A 19,827-nucleotide genomic window follows, 5' to 3' on the forward strand; every position below is an offset into this window, starting at 1 on the left:
ACCGCTATGGATCATGGTCCTTGGTAACCGTCATAGCTCACACGGAATCAGTCAACCGTCTCGTAGGAGCCTCGGGGACGGACCATTTGCGATCATTCCGTCGCCGCAGCCAGTCGATAGCGCGCATGCGCACGCAGTTCCCCGCGCCATGCATCGAAAACCCGTACTTCGATCCGATGCTCGCCCAGATCGAGGTCAGTCGGCAGCGCTCCGCGCCATAGATGCTGCGACGGGATCGCTTCCGGCGAGCGATCGTAGCCACGCAAGGTATCCGTCAGATCGTCGCGCATGTTTTCGACCAGCAAGCGTGGATCCGGCTGCGCGACCTTCACCATCGGTTTCCAGTCGCCATCGTCGATGCGGTATTCGACGCGGCTGTCGTCGCGTCCCATGAACACATTGGCGTACACACCCCACGCCGGATAGGCGTCGCGTCGCAACACCTTTGGTGCATGCAATCCAATCGTCGCATCGGCATCGCGCGCAGGATGCCAGGCGAGCGCGTACTCGCCACCGCGTTTCACTTTCAACGAGGCATAGCCATTTGGGGTGCCGTCGCTCATCGCGCTGTCGGGAATGCCGTTCGCATCCTTGGCGCCGGACCAGAACGCGCCGCAGGCAGCGCCAACGTTGTATTCGTGCAGCGGCTTGGCGCCGTGCCAGCCACTGGTCGCGTCGTGCAGGACATGCCGCTGGTTATGACTGTGCGCACTCAGCAGCAGGACATGCGGAAACGCTCGCAATAGCGCGAACAGGCGTTCGCGGTCCTCGACGCGGAACGTTTCCGGTTTCCCTGGCGGCGCAACGTTGAAGAACGGGACGTGGACCGCAAGGACCAACAGGCGGTCCTTCGGCAGCGTGGGCAGGTAGGCCTCGAGGAAAGCGAATTGTTCTTCGCGCAAACCACCCACATAGGCCGGCTTCTGACCGGGCCGATAGACCACATCGTCGAGCACGACGAAGGTGGCTTCGTCCTCCTCCCACGCGAACGTATCCGGGCCGAAGTGGTTGCGGAACGTACGGAGCGAGTCCGCATCGCTCGCGGCGTCAAGGTCGAGATCATGGTTGCCGGCGACATGCAGCCATGGCACGGCCAGCTGCGCGGTTACGGCATTCATCGCCGGATAGAGCGCAAGATCGTCATTGACGATGTCGCCCAGCGATAGACCCAACTGCGCGCCATGCCGGCCGACCAGCGGCTCGACGATGTCGCGGCGGAAATAGTCGACATCGGCCATGGATTTCGGCTGCGGATCGCCGAACACCAGCACGTCCAGGACTTCCGTTCTGGGCTGATCCGGCTGCAGGGCGAAATCGCGGCAGCCAGGTACTTCAACCGGAATGCCACCGTACTTCAGCGATGGCCCGGGCTCAGTCTGCACGTGTCGCCAGAAATCCGGCAGGCCATCTGCACGCTTGGCGAAGGCATGGCCCGCAGGTTTGATCACGAAAATGGTGCGACCGGACTCGACTGGCAATCGATAGCTGCCCTCGGTATCGGTGACCACGATCCGCTCACCATCGGACACCCGGACACCCGCCAGGCCGCGTTCCCCGCTGTCCTGGTGAGCATTGCCATTGCGGTCCTCGAATACCGTGCCGCCATTGCACGGCGACGCGAGCGCATGGACATCGGCCACCCACAAGGCGGCGCAAACGAAGCTGGTGGTCAATAGGGGACGTAGGCGCATTCCCCAGTATCGCGGGTGTCCGGTGACGACCGGAAGACTCCCAGGACCCGGCCACACCGACTTGGCCACGCCCCGGACAGGGCGTATCGTTCCCCCGGGGGTGTCATGCACGGACTCTGCAAGGGATGGATGGCGTTGTTACTGGGCTGGCTGCTCATCGCCGGCGGCGCCGTCGCACAACCCGTGGCCACCCTCGATACGAGGCTGCAGTCGCTGCAATTGACCCCGTATGTCAGTTATCACCACGACGCCGATGGCCGTGCCGATGCGACGGCGATGTTCACGTTGGCAAAGAGCGGCGGCTTCGCGCCCTTGCCTCCCGATGGTCCGACCTTCGGCTTCAAGGACGGCGCCTTCTGGTTCCGCGCCCAGATCGTCAACCAGGATCCTGACGAGCCGCGCTGGGTGCTGTTGCAGCAGTACGCGCTCAGCGACTACCTCGATCTCTACCTGCGTTATCCCGATGGCCATATCGAGCACCAGGCCGGCGGCGACATGTTGCCGTTCAGTGCGCGACCGATCCGCTATCGCCAGCCCAACATGCTCGTCAGCCTGCCGCCCGGCGAACCCGTCGAAATGCTGCTACGGGTGCAAAGCCAGAGTTCGATGCAGGTGCCGCTGGCGTTGTACACGCCCACCGCCTTCGCCGAGCTCGCGCGCGACACGCAATTCGGACAGGGCATCTATTACGGCATCCTGCTCGCGCTGCTGGTCTACAACCTGGTGCTGTGGTTCTGGCTGCGCGACACCGGCTACCTCTGGTACACGTTCCATGTCGCTGCCTTCGGGTTGAACCTGATCAGCCTGTATGGCCTGGGATTCGAATACCTGTGGCCCAACTGGCCATGGCTGGCGGACAAATCGATCCCGCTTTCGATCAGCATAGCGTTGCTGGCGATGCAGCAATTCGCCAGGTACTTCCTGGAGCTGCCGCAGCGTTGGCCGCTGGGCAATCGCATCGCCCTTGGCTTCATCGCGTTTTTCCTGCTTTGGGCGGGCGCATCGCTTGTACTGCCCTACCGCATCACCACGCCCGCGGTCGCCGTGATGGTATTCCCGAGTGTGACCTGGCTGGTGGTGGAATCGGTGGTGTTGTACCGCCGCGGTTATGCGCCGGCCAAGTTGTTCATGCTGGCGTGGGCCTTGTTCCTGCTGGGAATCACCGCATTCACAGCGATCGCCTTTGGCTTGCTGCCCAAGACGTTCTTCACGGAGTACGGCGTGCAGCTGGGCTCTGCTGCGGAAATGCTGTTGCTGTCGGTCGCGCTGGGTTACCGATATGCAGGCCTGCGCGAGGAGAACGAGCGCGTCGTCCGCGAGGCCAACGAACAATTGGAACGCAAAGTCGCCGCCCGCACCACCGAGCTCAGTTCGGCGATGGCGCAGCTCAATGAGGCCAACGCGCAGTTGCGCGAATACAGCCGTCGCGATCCGCTGACCGGTTCGTACAACCGCCGCCATTTCCGCGAGGTGTTCGAGCAGCAGTTACGCGATGTGCTCGATGGCGGTCAATCGCTCGGGTTGTTGATGGCCGATCTGGATAACTTCAAGCAGATCAATGACAACTACGGCCACCTCGTAGGCGACGAGTGCTTGCGCTCGGTAGCGCGTTGCTTCAACGAAGCGTTGGCGGATCGCAATGCCATGGTCGCGCGCTTCGGTGGCGAGGAGTTCGTCGCGGTACTGCCGGGGATCGATGCCCAGGGCGCGTTGCAGGCGGCGGAAGTGGTGCGTCAACGCATCCTCAATACACCGGTTTATAGCGGTCGACGCCACGTCCGCCTGAGCATCAGCATCGGTGTGCATACGGTGGCGCCTGATCGCACGATCGCACCAGAGGAAGCCCTGCGTTTTGCCGATGAAGCGCTGTACCGCGCCAAGAACGACGGCCGCAACTGCGTGCGGCATTCGGTCAGCGCGGCGTAGGGCGGGTTTCAACCCGCCGCACGGTCATCGGATAGTGCCAACAAACCCGGAATCAACGCTGCCGCGCTGCGAGCACCGCGCTCACCTGCGGCAGTGATAATCCGCGCGCCCGCAGCAGGACGGCAAGGTGATACAGCAGGTCGGCAGCCTCGCCGAGTAGCGCAGCATCATCCTGAACCACGGCCGCCAGTGCGGTCTCCACGCCTTCCTCACCCACCTTCTGCGCGATGGCGCGCACCCCGGCATCGAACAATCGCGTGGTGTAACTGTCGGCCGGACGCTCGCGCTCGCGGCTGGCGATCAACGCATCTAGCTCGACCAGGACGTTACCCGGCGCGGTAGCAAAACAACTTTGCGTGCCGAGGTGGCAGGTTGGCCCTGCCGGACGCGCCTGTACCAGCAAGGTATCGCCATCGCAGTCGGCCTCGATCGTCACCAAGCCCAGGTAATGCCCGGAGGTTTCACCCTTGACCCACAATCGTTGTTTGCTACGGCTGAAGAAAGTGACGCGGCCGCTGTCCAGCGTCGCATGCAGCGCGGCACGATCCATGTAGCCAAGCATGAGTACGCGCAGGGTGTCGGCATCCTGCACGACTGCAGGCAACAGGCCGCCCTGCTTGTCCCACGCCAATGTTTCGACCCGTTCAATCAACATCGCGCACCTCGATGCCCTGCCCTTGCAGGTAGCGCTTGAGTTCCGGGATCGCGATCGCTCCGGAATGGAACACACTGGCGGCAAGCGCGGCATCGACATCGGCCTCGCGGAACACGGCGGCGAAGTGCTCCGGTGCGCCTGCACCCCCAGACGCAACCAGGGGGACGGCGCAGACCGCGCGCACCGCATGCAGCTGCGCCAAGTCGTAGCCATCACGCACGCCGTCGCTAGCCATGCAGTTCAACACGATCTCGCCGGCACCGCGTTGTTGCGCTTCGACCACCCAATCCAGCGTACGCCGTGATAGCGCCTTCGTCTTGTCCGGGTCGCCCGTGTGGCTGCGCACCCGCCATTCACCGTCCTCGTCGCGCAGGCTATCGATGCCGATGACCACGCATTGCACGCCGAACGCTTCGGCGATTTCACCGATCAGTGCCGGCTGCTCGAGCGCAGGGGTGTTGATCGAAATCTTGTCGGCCCCGGCGTTGAGTACGCCGCGCGCATCCTCGACGCTGCGGATGCCACCGGCAACACAGAACGGGATATCCAGCACACGCGCCACGCGCTCGACCCAGCCGCGGTCGACGCTGCGTCCCTGCGGACTGGCAGTGATGTCGTAGAACACCAGCTCGTCGGCGCCAGCGTTGCGATAGCGGAGCGCCAATTCGACGATATCGCCCATGTCGACGTGGTCGCGGAAACGCACGCCTTTCACTACGCGACCATCGCGCACGTCGAGGCAGGGAATGATGCGACGGCTCAGCATGCCAGCGCTTCCGCCAGCGTCAGCTCGCCATCGAGCAGGGACTTGCCGAGCACGATGCCGGCACAGCCAGCATCGCGCGCAGCTTCGACATCGACAACGTTGCGCGCACCGCCGGAAGCCTGCAGCTCGATCTTCGGCGCCCATTCCCGCAGCAATGCGTACAGTGCGAGATTCGGCCCGGCCAGCGTGCCATCACGCGCGATGTCGGTGCACAACAGGTGGCGCAACCCAGAGCGGCTGTAGAACCTGACCAGTTCGCCCAGGGTCGCCTGCCCGGTTCCGGTCCAGCCTCGCGTGGCAGGCCACCAACGGCCGTCCGTGCCACAACGCGCATCGAGTGCGACGGTCACACGGTCGCAACCATACCGGGCCAGCCAACTGGCCACGCGTTCGCGCAGTTCAACCGCCAGCGACCCGACCACCACTCGGTGTGCGCCAAGCTCCAGCAGTGCCTCCACATCGCTCGCACTGCGGATACCGCCACCTGTCTGCACGCGCAGGCGTCCGTCCTCGACGATGCGCTGCAGCAACGGTTGCAGCTTGTAACCGCCTTCCCGCGCCGCATCCAGGTCGACCAGATGCAGCCAGTTGGCGCCGGCATCCGCATAGCGCATCGCCAACGCGTAAGGATCTTCGGGGTAGCGCGTTTCACGCGCATAGTCGCCCTGGTGCAGGCGCACTACGCGGCCGCAGCGCACATCGATGGCCGGATAGATGGTGAAACTCATTTCGCGGATACCGCCATGAAATTGCTGAGCAAGTGTGCACCCACTGCCGCCGACCGTTCCGGGTGGAATTGTGCGCCGTAGATCCTGCCGCGCTGCACGGCTGCGGCGAAGCGCTGCCCATGCGTGCACGCAGCGATGCAATCTTCGGTGACCGGCGCGGCGTAGCCGTGGACGAAATACGCCTGCGCGCCCGTGGCAATGCCATCGAGAAGCGTGGATGTGCGCATTGGCTCAAGTGCGTTCCAGCCCATGTGCGGCACACGGATGCCGTCGCTCGCCTGCATCTTCTGCACGCGCCCCGGCAACAGGCCGAGGCATTCGACGTCGCCCTCGTCCGAAGCTTCGAACAGCAACTGCATGCCAAGGCAGATGCCGAGCAGCGGTACCTCCAGCGTGCGGACGGCATCGACGAGCCCGCGCTCGCGCAGCAAGGCCATCGCCGGTGGGGCGGCGCCGACGCCGGGCAGGATCACTCGTCGCGCGTCGCGCAGGCCATCCGCGTCGCGCACGATCCGCGGCGTCACTCCGAGACGTTCGAGCGCATAACGGACCGAGCCGAGGTTGGCACCACCGGCATCTATCAAGGCGACCGGATTCATAACAGTCCCTTGGTGCTCGGCAATTCGTGGCCTTCGCGGCGGATCGCCTGACGCAGCGCGCGTGCGACAACCTTGAAGCAGGCTTCGATCTTGTGATGATCGTTGTCGCCGTCGACCTTCAGGTTGAGATTGAGGCCCGCGCTTTCGCACAACGAACGGAAGAAATGCGGCACCAGCTCGGTCGGCAAATCGCCAACGCGCTCCCGGGCGAAGCTCCCGTCGAAGACAAAATAGGGGCGACCTGAAAAATCCAGCGCAGCGCTCGCCAACGTTTCGTCCATCGGCAGGGTGAACCCATAACGTCCGATTCCGCGCTTGTCGCCCAGCGCTTCGCGCAGCGCCTGGCCGAGCGCGAGCGCGCTATCTTCGATGGTGTGATGCTCGTCGATGTGCAGGTCGCCTTCGCAGCGCAGCTCGAGTGCGAAGCCACCATGTTTTCCGAGCTGTTCTAGCATGTGGTCGAAGAAACCCAGGCCGGTGCCGACCTTTGGCTCGGCTGTACGATCAAGGTCTACGGTCACCGTGATGCGGGTTTCCCGGGTATTGCGCTGCACGGTGACAGTGCGCGGGACGTCAGCTAATGCGTGCGCAATGCCAGCCCAGTCCCACTCGCCACCGAACTGCGCGGTACGCAGCTGGAATGCGCGGATGCCGAGATTGCGCGCGAAGGCGTTATCGGTCTCGCGGTCGCCGACCATCGCCGAACGCGTCCAATCGATGCCGCGATCCTGTAGGTAAGGCAGTGCCAGGCCGATGCCGGGTTTGCGCGTGGGCGCGTTGTCGGCCGGCAGGCTGGCGTCGATCAGCACGTCACGGAAGCGGATTCCCTGGCTCTCGAAGACCTGCATCATCAGCTGGTGCGGGCCGTCGAAGTCCGCCTGCGGAAATCCATCCGAGCCGAGCCCGTCCTGGTTGGTCACCATCACGAACTCGTAACCGGCATCGCGCAGCCGCAGCAATGCCGGGATCACCCCGGCAACGAAGCGCAGCTTCTCGTAGCGGTCGATCTGGAAGTCGGCCGGCTCCTCTATCAAGGTGCCGTCGCGATCGACGAACAGGATCGGTCTGAGCGCCGTATTCATGCCGCTGCTTCCAGCGTGGACAGCGCGGCGATCACCCCATCGTTCTGCGCGGGGGTACCGACGGTGATCCGCAAGGCATCGTCGAGTCGTGCCCATGCCCGAAGGTCGCGTACGACGATACCGGCGGCGAGCAGGCGCCGGAATACCAGTTCCGCGGCATCGAAGCGCACCAGCAGGAAATTGCCATGCCCGCCATACACGCGGCGGACGCCGGGCAGATTGGACAGTGCAACGCGCAGACGCTCACGTTCCTGGCACGTCTCGCGCACGTGCGCCCTGGTGCGCAGGAGCGCCTTGGGCGACAGCGCGCGTAGTGCCAGGGCCGCGCACGGCTCGGGCACTGGGTACGGCGCCTGGCAACGGCGCAACAGAGCGATCAGCTCCGCATTCGCGATCAGGCAGCCGATACGCGCCGCAGCCAACGCGTGCGCCTTTGACAAGGTACGCAGCACGGCCAGGTTCGCGTGATCGGCCAGCAATGTCATTGCGGAAGGCGCGTCGGCGTAGTCGCCGTAGGCTTCGTCGACCACCACCAGCGCGCGGCCTTCGAGTTTGCGCGCGAGTGCCGCGATCGCGGGCAACGACAGCAGTTCGCCGGTGGGATTGCCTGGCGAGCACAGGAACACCAGCTTGGCACCGTCGCGAAGCGCGGATTCAGCCACCGCATCGAGATCGACGCGCCACCCGCCTGGTTCGTCGCACGCTGCCACTTCGAGAACCCTGGCGCCCTGCAACCGCGCGCACACTGCGTACATGCCGAATACCGGCGGCGTCACCAGCACCGCATCGCGGCCCGGGGTGCAGAAGGCACGCACTAGCAGATCGATCGCCTCGTCGCTGCCGCGCCCGATCAGCGTCTGCTCGGGTGCGCAGTCGTAGAGTGCGGCAAGTTCGTGACGCAATGTCTGTGGCTGCGGCTCCGGATAGCGACGCACACTTTCGCTACTGTCGACGGAGTTCGGCCACGGCGATTCGTTGGCGTTGAGCCAGACCAGGCCGTCGAACGCGTCACTGCGGGCCGAGCGATAACCGGCGAAATCGCGCAGGTCCTCGCGCAACAATGCTTGCAGCTGGTTCATATCGCCTCCAGCCGCATGGTCACTGCGCGCGCGTGCGCTTCGAGCCCTTCCGCGCGCGCCATCGCGACCGCGGTCGGCCCGATGCTTTCGATGCCGACGCGATCCACCGCCTGCACGCTGATTGCATTCTGGAAGCTGGCGACGCTCAAGCCGCTGATGGCGCGCGCGGCGCCGCCGGTAGGCAGCACATGGTTGGTGCCGCTGCAGTAGTCGCCGAGCGCTTCCGGTGCCCAATCACCCAGGAACACCGAACCGGCAGCTTCGACCTTGTCCAGCCAACCCCGCGGCGTCCGCAGCGCCAGGATGAGGTGCTCGGGCGCATAGGTGTTGCTGATCGCGAAGGCTTCATCGAGTGTCCCGACCTTGATCGCGCGCGAGGATGCCAGTGCCTGGCGCGCAATCCCGGCGCGCGGCAACACATCCAGTTGGACAGCGAGTTCGCGCTCCACTGCATCGAGCAACGCATCGTCGTTGGACAGCAGCAACACCTGCGAATCCGGACCATGCTCGGCCTGCGACAACAGGTCGGCTGCGACGAACGCCGGATCGGCACCGGCATCGGCGATCACCAGCACTTCCGATGGCCCCGCCGGCATGTCAATGGCAGCACCGTCGGCCTGCGTCGACACCTGGCGCTTCGCCTCGGTGACGAACGCGTTACCGGGTCCAAACAGCTTGTCGCACTTGGGCACGCTGTCGGTGCCATAAGCCATCGCGGCGATCGCCTGCGCGCCACCGAGTTTGAACACCCGGGTGATGCCACATAGCCGTGCTGCGTAGAGCACGGCCGGATCGGCGCTGCCATCGGCGCGTGGCGGCGTGCACAGCACGACTTCGCGACAACCCGCCAAACGGGCCGGCACACCCAGCATCAAGGCAGTCGACGGCAGCGGTGCACTACCCGCGGGCACGTACAAGCCAACGCGCCCGATCGGGCGCAGGATGCGCTCGCAGCGAACGCCATCCGCGGTGTCGACCGCATACGGCTGCACCATGCCGGCGCGGTGGTAGCGCTCGATGCGCTGCGCGGCATCGGCGATGGCCGTGCGCACCGCTAGCGGCACTACAGCCTCCGTCGCGTCGAATTCTTCTGTTAGTACCTCGAAACGCGTCAATGCCACGCCATCGAACCGTTGGCTCAGTTCACGCAAGGTGATGTCGCCCATCGCACGGACATCGTCCAGGATCGCCGTGACCGCCGCGCAGGTTTGCGCCGCCACGACCTGTGCCGGCCGCCGCAATGCCGCGCGACGGGCAGCCTCATCCAATTGCGCCCAGTCGAGCCTGTTCCAACTCTGCATGTGGCCGGGCTCGTTCATGCCAGCATCCTCTCCACCGGCAACACGAGCAGGCTATTGGCGCCCGCACGCTTGAGGTCCTCCAGTCGTTGCCAGGTCACGGCGCCGTGGCACAACGCCTGGAGTGCAAGGCGATCGCTGCCATCAATGATGGTCACTGTCGGCGGTTCCGCATCCGGCAGCAGCTTCAGCAATTCCGGCACCGCGCCGCGCGCCGCCTGGAACAGCAGCAACTTGCTGTCCTTCAGTCGCAGCACGCCATCGAGCCGACGCAGCAGCAATGCGGCGAGCTCTGCACGCACGCCTCCGAATGGCACCACCGGTCCGGCCAGCACCGCTTCGCTCTCCAGCAACGTCTCCACTGGCTTGAGGTGATTGGCAGTCAACGTGGCGCCGCTGGAAACGAGATCGCAAATGGCTTCCGCCTTCCCCAGCCGCGGCGCGATCTCGACTGAACCGGACAAGGTCACGACCTCTGCGTTCACGCCCTGCTGGGCCAACCATTGCGACAGCAGCGCCGGATAGCTTGTGGCAATGCGCTTGCCGGTTAGTTGCGCGGGGCCATCCCACTTCCAGTCTTCCGGCACCGCCAACGCCAACCGGCAGCCGCCAAAACCGAGCGCGCGCCATTCGCGGTGGACGGCGGGCTGCGCGCTGGCAGCACGCTCCCCGACCTGTTCCTGCAAGACATTGCGCCCGACGATGCCAAGGTCGCACACGCCATCGGCGATCAGCCCGGGAATGTCGTCGTCGCGCACCAGCAGCAGGTCGACCGGCAGCGATTCGCCGTAGCAGAACAGACGATCGCGGCTCTCGCGCCAGCTCAACCCACACGAAGCCAACAAGGCGCGCGCGGGTTCGCTCAATCGTCCGCTTTTCTGGATGGCGATGCGCAGACGGTCACGCACCGCCGCGGTGGCGGTCGGGCTCATGCAGGAATCTCAGTGGGAAGCGGTTTGACGGCGCTGGCGGCGCACGGCGACGGCGTAGCCACCCGTGCCATGTTCGAGCGTGCGCGCGACCCGGCCGATAGTGGTGACACTGACCAGGGTGCGGTCGTGGATCTCGCGGTACGGCACGCCTTCCAGCAGCAGCGGCACCACCTTCCAGCGGTCGCTCATCGCCTCGAGCTCGGCCGGCGTGCACAGGTCCTCGAGGAAGGCGCGCACGTCCTCGGCCTTGGCCAGCGACGCAAGCGCCTGCGCCAAGGCGTTGAGATTGGCCTCGGCGTCGCGATCCGGCAGTGGCTGGGGGCGGTGTTTCATGTGGTTTCATGCATTAATGTATTAGCGCATTAATACATTAATGCATGAAACGGGACACCGTCAACCCCTCGTTAGGGCGACGGTGCACGACTAGCGGGTATCAGGCGGCCCGGGCGGCCGCGAGGACGCGGTTTTCCGCAACCAGGCCCACGGCGGTCGCGACCTCGCCATCGAGCGCGCGATCCCGGTCCAGATACGGGATCGAAGCGCGGATCGCGGCATGCGCGGCGGCAACGGCGCGACCCGGATGGAACGGTTCCGAGCTCGCCAGTTCGATGCGCAAGGCCTCGACTTCAGCAAGGAAGCCCTGGCGGTCTGCGCTGTCGGGCAGCGGTCCGCCCTGCACTTTCGCGGCGAAGGCCGCGGCGTCGCTACGGGCGGCCAGTGCGCGCGCGGCGTTGATCATGTCGCGGCGCAGGTCCAGCGCCTGTGCGGCGGTGTACAGCTCCAGCCCCAGCACCTTGCCGAGATCGTCGACCATGTCGAGCACGTGGCGTGCTTCGTTCGCGCCCATCGATACGTGGTCTTCGGCATTCGCGCTCGTCGGGATCGAATAGACCGAAGCCGGCATCGCGCGGCTGGCGAGGTCATTGACGATCGCCGCGGCGGTGTATTGCACGATCATGTGGCCGGATTCGGTGCCGTCCTCGTTGCCGATCAGGAACGCCGGCAAGCCGTCGTTCGTCGCCGGATCGACGAGCTTGTTGAGACGGCGTTCGGAGATCGATGCAAGCACTGGGATCGCGGCCTTCACGTAGCTCATTGCCAGCGCCAGCGGCATGCCGTGGAAGTGGCCCGCCGACACGATCTGGTCCTCGACAAAGGCCGCGTTCGGCATGTCGGGGAAGATGATCGGATTGTCGGTGAGTGCATTGAGCTCGACGTCCAGCACGCGTCGCGCCTGCTCCAGTGCATCGCGCACCGCCCCGTGCACCTGCGGCACGCAGCGCAGCGAATAGCTGTCCTGCGGCTGGTGTTTCTTGCCACCACGGAACGGTCGGAAGCGGGTGTAGAACTTCTCGCGGCCGTGGCGCTGGTTGAACGGCACCCAGTCCCAGCCGATATCGAAGCGCAGCGCCTGCGCTTCCGGAGTGTCCCAGCTCGACGGTTGCCAGGAACGGAAACGCGGCACGAGGTGATATGGAATATCGGCGAGCGTGGAACCCGCGAGCAGTTGGCGCAGGTGCGCTGCGGCTTCCACCTGGCCAGGATGCGGACGCAACGCGTGCACATCCTCACGGAAGGCTCCGAGGCGACCGGCGAAAGCATCGATCGTCATTGCCGCCGCGAGGTCCGCGGTGTCGATCAGGTCGGCCAGGCGCTCGATCGCAAGCACGCCGGTGGCCAGCATCTGGGCCGTGCCGTTGTTGAGCGCCAGGCCTTCCTTGTGCGACAGCGTGACCGGCGCGAGGCCGGCGCGCTTCAGCGCTTCGGCACCAGGCAGGCGTTCGCCACGATAAAAGGCTTCGCCCCCACCAAGCAGCACGATCGCCAGATGCGAGAGCGGCGCAAGATCGCCACTCGCACCGACCGAGCCGAGCTTCGGCAGCACCGGCACTACGCCGGCGTTGAGCATGGCGACGAGCGCCTGCAGGGTTTCCACGCGAATGCCGGAATGGCCGCGCATCAGCGTATTGATGCGGATCACCAGCATCGCCCGTACCACGTCCGGTGCGAACGGTTCGCCGACGCACACCGCGTGCGTGACGATCAGGTTTCGCTGCAATTCTTCATGCAGCGATTCGGTTTCTGGTGCGGCACCTGGCAACGTGCTGCGCGGACGATGTGCGCCAAGGAGCTTGTCGGCGTTGCTGCCGAAACCGGTATTGACGCCGTACATCGGCTCCTCGCGGCGGACCTGCTCGGCGAGGAAATCGGCGGCGCGGCGCACCGCGCCCAACTGCGACTGGTCGAGTTCGACGCTGGCGCCCTGCGCCACCGCCACCAACTGCGTCCGCGTGAGCGAACGTCCATCCAGCTTGACTGCCTGCATCACTGCCCCTCGATGACGCGCTGTTGTTCCAGTTCAACGCGCAACGCGCCGGCCAGTTCGTCGCGGGGCAGCTCGAACTGCGCTTCGCGACGCAAGTCCTTCACCGCGACCACGCCGCGTGCGGCTTCGTCTTCGCCCACCAGCACCACGAAGCGGATGCCGGCACGATCGGCGTACTGGAACTGCCGGCCGATCTTCTTCGCTTCCAGCTGTACTTCCGTCGCGATGCCGGCCGCGCGCAGCTGCCGCGCCAGGGCCAGCGAATCCGTCAACCGCGCCTCATCCATCAACGCCACCAGCACCTGCACGGAACTCTCGGCGCTGGAGACGATGCCGGCCTCGCGCAGCTGCCAGAACAAACGTGTCAACCCGATCGAGATGCCGACACCAGGCAATTTCGATTTTGTGTAATGGCTGGCGAGATCGTCGTAGCGTCCGCCGGAGCAGATCGAGCCGATCTGCGGATAATCGTTGAGCGTGGTCTCGTAGACGGTGCCGGTGTAGTAGTCCAGTCCGCGCGCGATCGAGAAGTTCAACGCGTAATGCGTCTCCGGCACGCCGAGCGCACGCACCAGCTCCAGCACTTCGCGCAACTCCGCGATGCCATCGCGCAGTGATTCGTTGTCGCCAACGCCGAGCTGGTCGAGCATCTCGAGCGCGTTGGCATGCGATGTCGAGCGCACCTTCGCCATGGCGAGGATCGCCGTCACCGTGTCGGCGGTCAGGCCGAAGCCCTCGCCCATCAACGTTGCGGACACATGGTCTTCGCCACGCTTGTCGAGCTTGTCGACCTCGCGCAGCACCAGCGCCTGCAGCGCGCCGTCGGCCACGCCCAGCGCTTCGAAGAAGCCGCGCAGCAGCTTGCGGTTATTGAGCTGGATCGTGAACGGGCCGATGTCGAGCTCCCTGAACACGGCGTAGATCACCGCCGGAATCTCGGCGTCATGGCGGATCGACAACGCGTCCTTGCCGATCACATCGATGTCGCACTGGTAGAACTCGCGGAAGCGGCCGCGCTGGGCACGCTCGCCGCGGTACACGCGCTGCATCTGGTAGCGACGGAACGGGAATGCGAGTTCGTGCTCGTGCTCGGCAACGTAGCGTGCCAGCGGCACGGTCAGGTCGAAGCGCAAAGCCAGTTCCGGTGTGCCTTCCGAAGCTCCGCTTTTATGAAATTGTTCCAGGGCACCGGTGGACTGGGCGAAATACACTTGGCGCTCGGTCTCGCCACCGGACTTGGTCAGCAAGATCTCCGACAACTCGAATACCGGCGTTTCCACCGGCAGGAAGCCGAAGCGCTCATAGTTGCGACGAATTACGTCGAGCATGCGCTGGAACGCGATCTGGTCACGGGGCAGTAGCTCCATGACCCCGGGCGGCGTGCGGGGCTTGATCAAGATCGAACTCCGGAAAGGCGGTGGCGTGCGCAGTGCCCACGCGGATAGCCGCCAGGCCCTGAAACAGCCCCGAAGTTTACCGTTTTCGGCGGCTTTCCGGTCCCCTGCCCCTTGCCCGTACCCCACCGCTTCCCTACAATGCGCGGCTCAGTCGGGGTGTAGCTCAGTCTGGTAGAGCGCTACGTTCGGGACGTAGAGGTCGCAGGTTCGAATCCTGTCTCCCCGACCAATCAATCAGGTGTTTGGAAAAGCCGGCCGTGTGCCGGCTTTTTCGTAAGTCAGCAGCAAGCGCATCGCATAACGCCTGCTACAGCGACAGCATCATTACCCGTAGCGCATTCGCGCTGTACAGCACGCGACGCCCGAAGTAATCGATCATGCCGGCGGTGATCGGCTGCCCTGCCTCTTTGGGCAGGCGGATGCGTGCCAGGACCACCCAGGGCTCGTCCGGGCAACCTGGGCAGGCGGGCACGGGTGGCGGCCCCTCGCGTCCCCAGTCCTGCAGTTGCCCCGCCCACTTGCCATCGGCGGCAGCGGCCTCGACATGCGACTTCGGCAGCTCGCACAACACCTTCAACTCGAAGTCGTCGCGAATGCGCGAGTACTCGCAGAGCGACTCGTCGCAACCGCACCCCAGTGGATGCACGCGCACAGGCCGCGAATCGCATTCGGCGTGACGGATCGCCAGGTAGATCGGCTCTTGTCGTCCACGAGCACCAGCCGCACTCGCCGACGGAGGACACGGCCATGGCTGGCAGGGTTCGCGGTCGCAGATTCCGGTCGCCAGGTCGTACAGCACCGGCTCCGGCACCGGGATGTCGTCGCCTTGCGGCGCCACCACGAAACTCGGACACAACCGCACTTGCCACGGGTGCTCGGCGTCCGGCGCGGGTTCCACGATTCCACCGCACACCACGCCCCAGCCGTGCAGGAATCGATTGTGGCGCCGCATTTTCTGGCGGAAGTACTCCTGCTCCAGCGTCATGTCATCGGCAGTGATCAATTGCCGCGGGAAATAGCGCACGCGTTCGAGCGTCTGGAGTGCGGATTTGCAATGAGCGGACATGATGGTTTCCTCTCTTTAGCCGACGATGAAGGCGAATTTGAAGTTCCCGCCCTCGCTGTTGTTGCCGGAAGGCAGGCCCAGTGGTTCGCCATCGAGGCGCCTGCCGTCGATGCCGGCCGCGGCAGGACGCTGGCCCGCGGTGTCTTTATCGCCGAACAGCACGACCTTGTAATCGCCGCGACCGAACGCGCCGATTTCCGGGTGCACGGTGAACAACATCGCGTGCGTGCCGTCCGGTGTGGTCGCGCCGGGGATGATGCCGCTGGGCAGCGGGCTGTTCCCACCCCGCACCAGCAGGCTGAACTTGGCGGGATCGTCGTTGAAACCCGGCGAGATCACCGTGGCCGCATCAACGGGCTGGGTGAAATGGAAGCGGATCGCCGTAACGCGGGTGCGTGCGGATAGCTGCACGGGGTCGCTGGGATCCGACAGCACCTTGGCCACCTGACCATCGGCGCGCAGGAACTCGACCCGCGCCACCTTCATCAAGGCTTCCTCCACCGGAGGCGGCGGTGGCGGCTCGGGCTGCTTGACCGCGACTCCCCCGCAGCACGCATCCTGGCGTTCGGCCAGGCACAGGATCAATTCCAACAGCAGTTCGTTGCTGAGCAGGCGCGTACGGAAACTGCAGGCATCGACCTTGCCGATCGTGCCATCCGCCGACAGTTCCACCGTTGCCAGCACGATGCACGGCTTCTCGTCCGGTGCGGGACAGGGACCGGACAGCATCCGGCACAAGCGCGTGCGCAAGTCGATCGCGTCGATCACGCTGACCTTGCCTGCATCGGCATGGGTGATGACGGCACGCGCACGCTTCGGTACGGTGGCGATCGCCGTCGACCCGGCGTCCAGCGCCACGCGCGCGACTTCCTTGGTATCGGCGCCATCGAGAATCACCACCTCGCTGGATGCACTGCCTGCTTTATGGACAATGTAGTTGTGGCGGCCATCGCTGCTGAAGGCGGCATCGATCGGCGCCAGCGTCACCGTTGAATCCTGTGCCGCGCCGCTGCTATCGAAACGGCGGATCTGGTTGGCGGTGATCGACCAGGCCGTGGTATCGCCGGCGGCGCCGGTGGCGGCCAAGGCATCGCCTGGTGCAGCCAATGGTTTTTTCCAGACCTCCGTGTCGCCGGCGGTCTCGACCAGGATCATGTTCTTGTTGCTGGCATCGGATACGAAAAGGCTCGCGTTATCCGACGACACGGCCAGGTCATCGGGCTTGTGCCCTGACAGGATTGGCTTTTCGGTCTTGCTGGCGATATCGATGCGATGGACTTTGTCGCCGGCGATCGCGTAAAGGCGTGCACCGGCGTGCGTCGCCACGCAACGGCCATAGTTTTTCTGCGTGTTGAATGCATCGACGATGGCGGGCGGGTCGCTTTGCAAATCGACGACGACGACGCCCTTGGCATGCGTCACCAGCGCATGGCCGCCATCCGGCGCGACCGACACGCCACCAAGCGGCGCCGACAACTTGCCGGGGAATTCCTGGATGACACTGTTGCTGGCCAGATCAATTACCTGGATCACCGGCTTGCTGACGTCGTTCAACACGACGGCGCGTTTGCCGTTGCCAGCGACGGCGACCATCCGCGGCGCGCCCCCGGTGTCGATCGTGGCAATCACTTCGTAGCTGGCCCCCTGCTCGTTCAGGGCTTCGCAGAAGTCCGCGCGCGGATCGGGCCAGCCATCGCGCACCCAGAGCTTGAACGACTCGACCACACTGCCCGCTTCGCACGCCTGCTCGTTACGACAGTCGGTGACCATGACCGGCGCATAGTCGGCAAGGCATTCGTGATACCCCAGGCACAACGTGACCTTGTGCGCCTTGTCGCGCGCGCGGTCCTCGTGCGGCTTGCCGCATTCGCCCGGGACATGCCACGGATCGATGCAATAGCGACCCGGCACGATCACCTGGTGGCCAACGTGGTCGAACGCGACGCCCGCATTCACGCACAGCAGTTTGTCGTCGACCTCGACACCGAGCCCGCACAGCACGCCGGTGCCGACGGCGAGGCGGTTGGTCAGCATCCGATGCTGCATGCCGTAGGTCTGCTCCATGTCGAACTGCAGCACGTCCATCATCTTGCTGAAGTAGTAATGGTTGCGCTTCGGCGCCTGCAGCTTGCCGGCTGCGTTGGCGTGATGGGAATTGGATTCACAGCAGCTCATGGACATGCTCCTATCCGAGGACTATTCCGCGACCGATGCGGGCGTGTTGCCCGACGGTGCCTGTGGGCGGCGGCGTACCGCCTAAATGTGCGTCGTGGCCGAGGTTGCTTTCTGACAAGCGCAGCGGTTCGCCTTCACCCGCGATCACGGCATCCACGCCGATGCGTGCAGCCATGCCGATGCGCATCTCGGGTTCCAGGAAACAGATCTCGCAGCCGACATGCGCCGGTTTTTCCGCTTCGACGACTTCATGCAGGCGGGCACGCAGGTTGGGGTCGTCGGCCTGACCAGGCGGCACCAGGATCGTGATGCGATGCGCATGGTCGTCGAACAGCACCGACCCCAGGTCGGCGCGCGGCATTGGACGATCCGTGCCGACGATGCTGTGGCCGACCACGATCCGCTCCGGCGCCTTGCATCCCCATGCCGGATCGGTGCGTTTGAGGATCGTCGGGTCCGGTACCGACATCCCGTCGGCGGACGCCGATGGCAGTGCGGTATCGAACCCCAGTGCCGATTCATTGCCGAGCCGCCAGATGCGGCGCAACGCGTGCCACTCGACCAGGCGCGGACGCAAGCCGGTGTGCAGATGCACGAAGGCCAGCAACCCAGCGACCGTGCCGCGCTTGCGTGCGTAGTCGTAAGCGCGTGCCAGCACGTCGCGGCGCGCTTGCGACGGGAGATCGCCGGGTACGTCGAAAGCCAGCCAATCGGCAAGCCACGGCAACGCTGCGATGGGAACGAAGTCGGGCGCAGCCAGGCGCGGCAGGTCGGCGATGATCGTTTCGGCGTCGCCCATCTCGCTGCGCGCCAATGCCAGCAATCGCATCAGCACGGTGTCGGCGTCCTGCTCGGCGTAAACCGACGGCAACCATTGCCGGTAATCCTCGTCGGCGGTCGCCGCCTGCACCTGCTTCAGCGACGGTCCTTCACCCTTCGACCCGGCGTACAAACGCGCGCGCAACCATAGGAAACGACGCTGGCCGGGTCCAGGCATCGCATTGCTGGCCAGGGTCGCCAGCAGGACATCGTTCGCCGGGGCGGTGAGCCACTCGTTGGCAGCCGGTGGTGGCACTGCCGTGTCGGAGAAAAACACCGAAAATTCGATGCGCGCGGTTCCAGGGACGACGACATCCAGCGCCGCACGTTCCCAATCGCTGCGCTCGCCGGCGTCCAGCGGGCCGGCGAGCAATTCGCCCGCGGCCGCCACGCCCGCATTCGCGCAGGCGACGATCACTTGATCGTCCATGCCCGGCTTGATGTAGAGCGCGCCGTCGTCGCCGATCGCCAATGCAGTCACCGGTCCGCGATAACCCGGCAACCGGCCGAGCGAGATATCGCCCTCGAAAGCGAAGATCGAGCCGCTGTGCGCATCTGCCACATAGGCGCGTGTGCCGTTGATGGCCAAGGCCCGTGGTTTCCAACCCGTTTCCGGTGCCGGCAACGCCGGCCCTGCAGTGCCGTCTTCGGCGAACCGCTGGACGGTGTCATTGCTGGCGTCGCTGACCCACAACACGCCATCGTTGCCGAGCGCCAGGAACACAGGCAATTGCAACTGCGCCGACAGCGCATCGCCATAATCCGTGTCGGGCGCGCCGTCGGCGTGCAGGCGGTAAATGCGCTTGGTGCCGTGATCGAGCACGTACAGGCGGCCTTGCGTGTCGATGGCGACCCCGCGCGGCTCGGTGAAAGGACCATGGAGATCGCGCAGCAGAGTGAGCGTCTCCACGCGATACATCAGCATCCTCGCGTGGCCACTGTCGGCCACCGCGAGCCCATGCGATCCATAGGCAAGGCCGCGCGGACCTTCGAAACCCAGGCCATCCGCGCAGTCGTAGACGACGGGCGCGACCACGGCCCGATCGCAACAGAAGTCGTCACGGAAAATCACGCGCCCGTGCGCGGTGTCGGCAACGAACAAGCCCAGGCAGGGCGCGATAGCGAGGCCCGAAGCGTCGACTTCGTACGGCGGTGGCAGGACCACCGGCGTGGGCGTTTGCGGCAGGGGTTGCAACGTCAGCACGCCATCGTCATCGGCGACCAGCGCGGTCAACGCCGCTTGCCAGGAGCGGCGGTCGCGCAGCAAGGCATGCCGGGTCGGATACAT

Annotated in this window: 16 protein-coding genes and 1 tRNA gene; 2 read left to right on the forward strand and 15 right to left on the reverse strand. The window is 65.1% G+C overall.

Going from position 1 to position 19,827, the window contains the following annotated elements; all coding sequences use genetic code 11:
• Window positions 1–92: 92 nt before the first annotated feature.
• The gene (locus tag MO486_RS05080; RefSeq protein ID WP_242905038.1) at window positions 93–1,691 is read right to left on the reverse strand and encodes a calcineurin-like phosphoesterase C-terminal domain-containing protein; all 1,599 of its coding nucleotides are present in this window, start codon (window positions 1,689–1,691) and stop codon (window positions 93–95) included.
• Window positions 1,692–1,820: 129 nt separating this feature from the next.
• Between MO486_RS05080 and MO486_RS05085 the strand changes: the two genes are divergently transcribed.
• On the forward strand, window positions 1,821–3,617 hold the full coding sequence (locus MO486_RS05085; RefSeq protein WP_242905039.1) for a diguanylate cyclase: 1,797 nt from the start codon (window positions 1,821–1,823) through the stop codon (window positions 3,615–3,617).
• A gap of 52 nt (window positions 3,618–3,669) precedes the next feature.
• Here MO486_RS05085 and hisIE read toward each other — a convergent pair whose 3' ends face one another.
• The 11 genes from hisIE to hisS form a co-directional block, all read right to left on the reverse strand.
• Entirely contained in the window at window positions 3,670–4,272 is a 603-nt protein-coding gene (hisIE, locus tag MO486_RS05090; RefSeq protein WP_242905041.1) for a bifunctional phosphoribosyl-AMP cyclohydrolase/phosphoribosyl-ATP diphosphatase HisIE, read from the reverse strand.
• Window positions 4,262–5,038: an imidazole glycerol phosphate synthase subunit HisF gene (gene hisF, locus MO486_RS05095; protein WP_242905046.1), complete on the reverse strand. Its 777-nt coding sequence runs from the start codon at window positions 5,036–5,038 to the stop codon at window positions 4,262–4,264. Before hisF ends, hisIE begins: the two co-directional genes overlap by 11 nt.
• A complete protein-coding gene (locus MO486_RS05100; protein ID WP_242905054.1) occupies window positions 5,032–5,766 on the reverse strand; it encodes a 1-(5-phosphoribosyl)-5-[(5-phosphoribosylamino)methylideneamino] imidazole-4-carboxamide isomerase in 735 nt (244 codons plus the stop codon). The genes hisF and MO486_RS05100 overlap by 7 nt, the downstream gene beginning before the upstream one ends.
• Complete coding sequence (gene hisH, locus MO486_RS05105) at window positions 5,763–6,365, reverse strand: imidazole glycerol phosphate synthase subunit HisH (protein WP_242905055.1); 603 nt, start codon at window positions 6,363–6,365, stop codon at window positions 5,763–5,765. The genes MO486_RS05100 and hisH overlap by 4 nt, the downstream gene beginning before the upstream one ends.
• A complete protein-coding gene (gene hisB, locus MO486_RS05110) occupies window positions 6,362–7,447 on the reverse strand; it encodes a bifunctional histidinol-phosphatase/imidazoleglycerol-phosphate dehydratase HisB (RefSeq protein ID WP_242905056.1) in 1,086 nt (361 codons plus the stop codon). The genes hisH and hisB overlap by 4 nt, the downstream gene beginning before the upstream one ends.
• Window positions 7,444–8,526, reverse strand: a complete 1,083-nt coding sequence (gene hisC / locus MO486_RS05115; protein WP_242905057.1) for a histidinol-phosphate transaminase — start codon at window positions 8,524–8,526, stop codon at window positions 7,444–7,446. The genes hisB and hisC overlap by 4 nt, the downstream gene beginning before the upstream one ends.
• Entirely contained in the window at window positions 8,523–9,827 is a 1,305-nt protein-coding gene (gene hisD / locus MO486_RS05120) for a histidinol dehydrogenase (protein ID WP_242905347.1), read from the reverse strand. The genes hisC and hisD overlap by 4 nt, the downstream gene beginning before the upstream one ends.
• Window positions 9,828–9,841: 14 nt before the next feature.
• On the reverse strand, window positions 9,842–10,756 hold the full coding sequence (gene hisG, locus MO486_RS05125; RefSeq protein WP_242905058.1) for an ATP phosphoribosyltransferase: 915 nt from the start codon (window positions 10,754–10,756) through the stop codon (window positions 9,842–9,844).
• A gap of 9 nt (window positions 10,757–10,765) precedes the next feature.
• A complete protein-coding gene (locus MO486_RS05130) occupies window positions 10,766–11,089 on the reverse strand; it encodes a YerC/YecD family TrpR-related protein (protein ID WP_242905059.1) in 324 nt (107 codons plus the stop codon).
• Between the two features lie 100 nt (window positions 11,090–11,189).
• Complete coding sequence (locus tag MO486_RS05135; RefSeq protein WP_242905060.1) at window positions 11,190–13,082, reverse strand: aromatic amino acid ammonia-lyase; 1,893 nt, start codon at window positions 13,080–13,082, stop codon at window positions 11,190–11,192.
• Window positions 13,082–14,479 carry a histidine--tRNA ligase gene (gene hisS, locus MO486_RS05140; protein ID WP_242905061.1) on the reverse strand — a complete coding sequence of 466 codons (1,398 nt, stop codon included), beginning with the start codon at window positions 14,477–14,479 and terminating at the stop codon, window positions 13,082–13,084. The genes MO486_RS05135 and hisS overlap by 1 nt, the downstream gene beginning before the upstream one ends.
• Window positions 14,480–14,631: 152 nt before the next feature.
• Here hisS and MO486_RS05145 point away from each other — a divergent pair.
• Window positions 14,632–14,708: transfer RNA gene (locus tag MO486_RS05145), tRNA-Pro, on the forward strand.
• Window positions 14,709–14,786: 78 nt separating this feature from the next.
• Here MO486_RS05145 and MO486_RS05150 read toward each other — a convergent pair.
• Genes MO486_RS05150 through MO486_RS05160 form a run of 3 tightly spaced genes read right to left on the reverse strand, consistent with a single transcriptional unit; the run spans window position 14,787 to window position 19,827 of the window.
• Window positions 14,787–15,545 (reverse strand): hypothetical protein, encoded by a 759-nt coding sequence (locus MO486_RS05150; protein WP_242905062.1) that lies wholly within the window; start codon window positions 15,543–15,545, stop codon window positions 14,787–14,789.
• A 15-nt stretch (window positions 15,546–15,560) separates the two neighbouring features.
• The gene (locus MO486_RS05155; protein WP_242905063.1) at window positions 15,561–17,720 is read right to left on the reverse strand and encodes a YncE family protein; all 2,160 of its coding nucleotides are present in this window, start codon (window positions 17,718–17,720) and stop codon (window positions 15,561–15,563) included.
• A gap of 10 nt (window positions 17,721–17,730) precedes the next feature.
• Window positions 17,731–19,827, reverse strand: a complete 2,097-nt coding sequence (locus MO486_RS05160; protein ID WP_242905064.1) for a phage tail protein — start codon at window positions 19,825–19,827, stop codon at window positions 17,731–17,733.

The organism is Lysobacter sp. CFH 32150 (assembly GCF_022758295.1).
Taxonomy (GTDB): Bacteria; Pseudomonadota; Gammaproteobacteria; order Xanthomonadales; family Xanthomonadaceae; genus CFH-32150.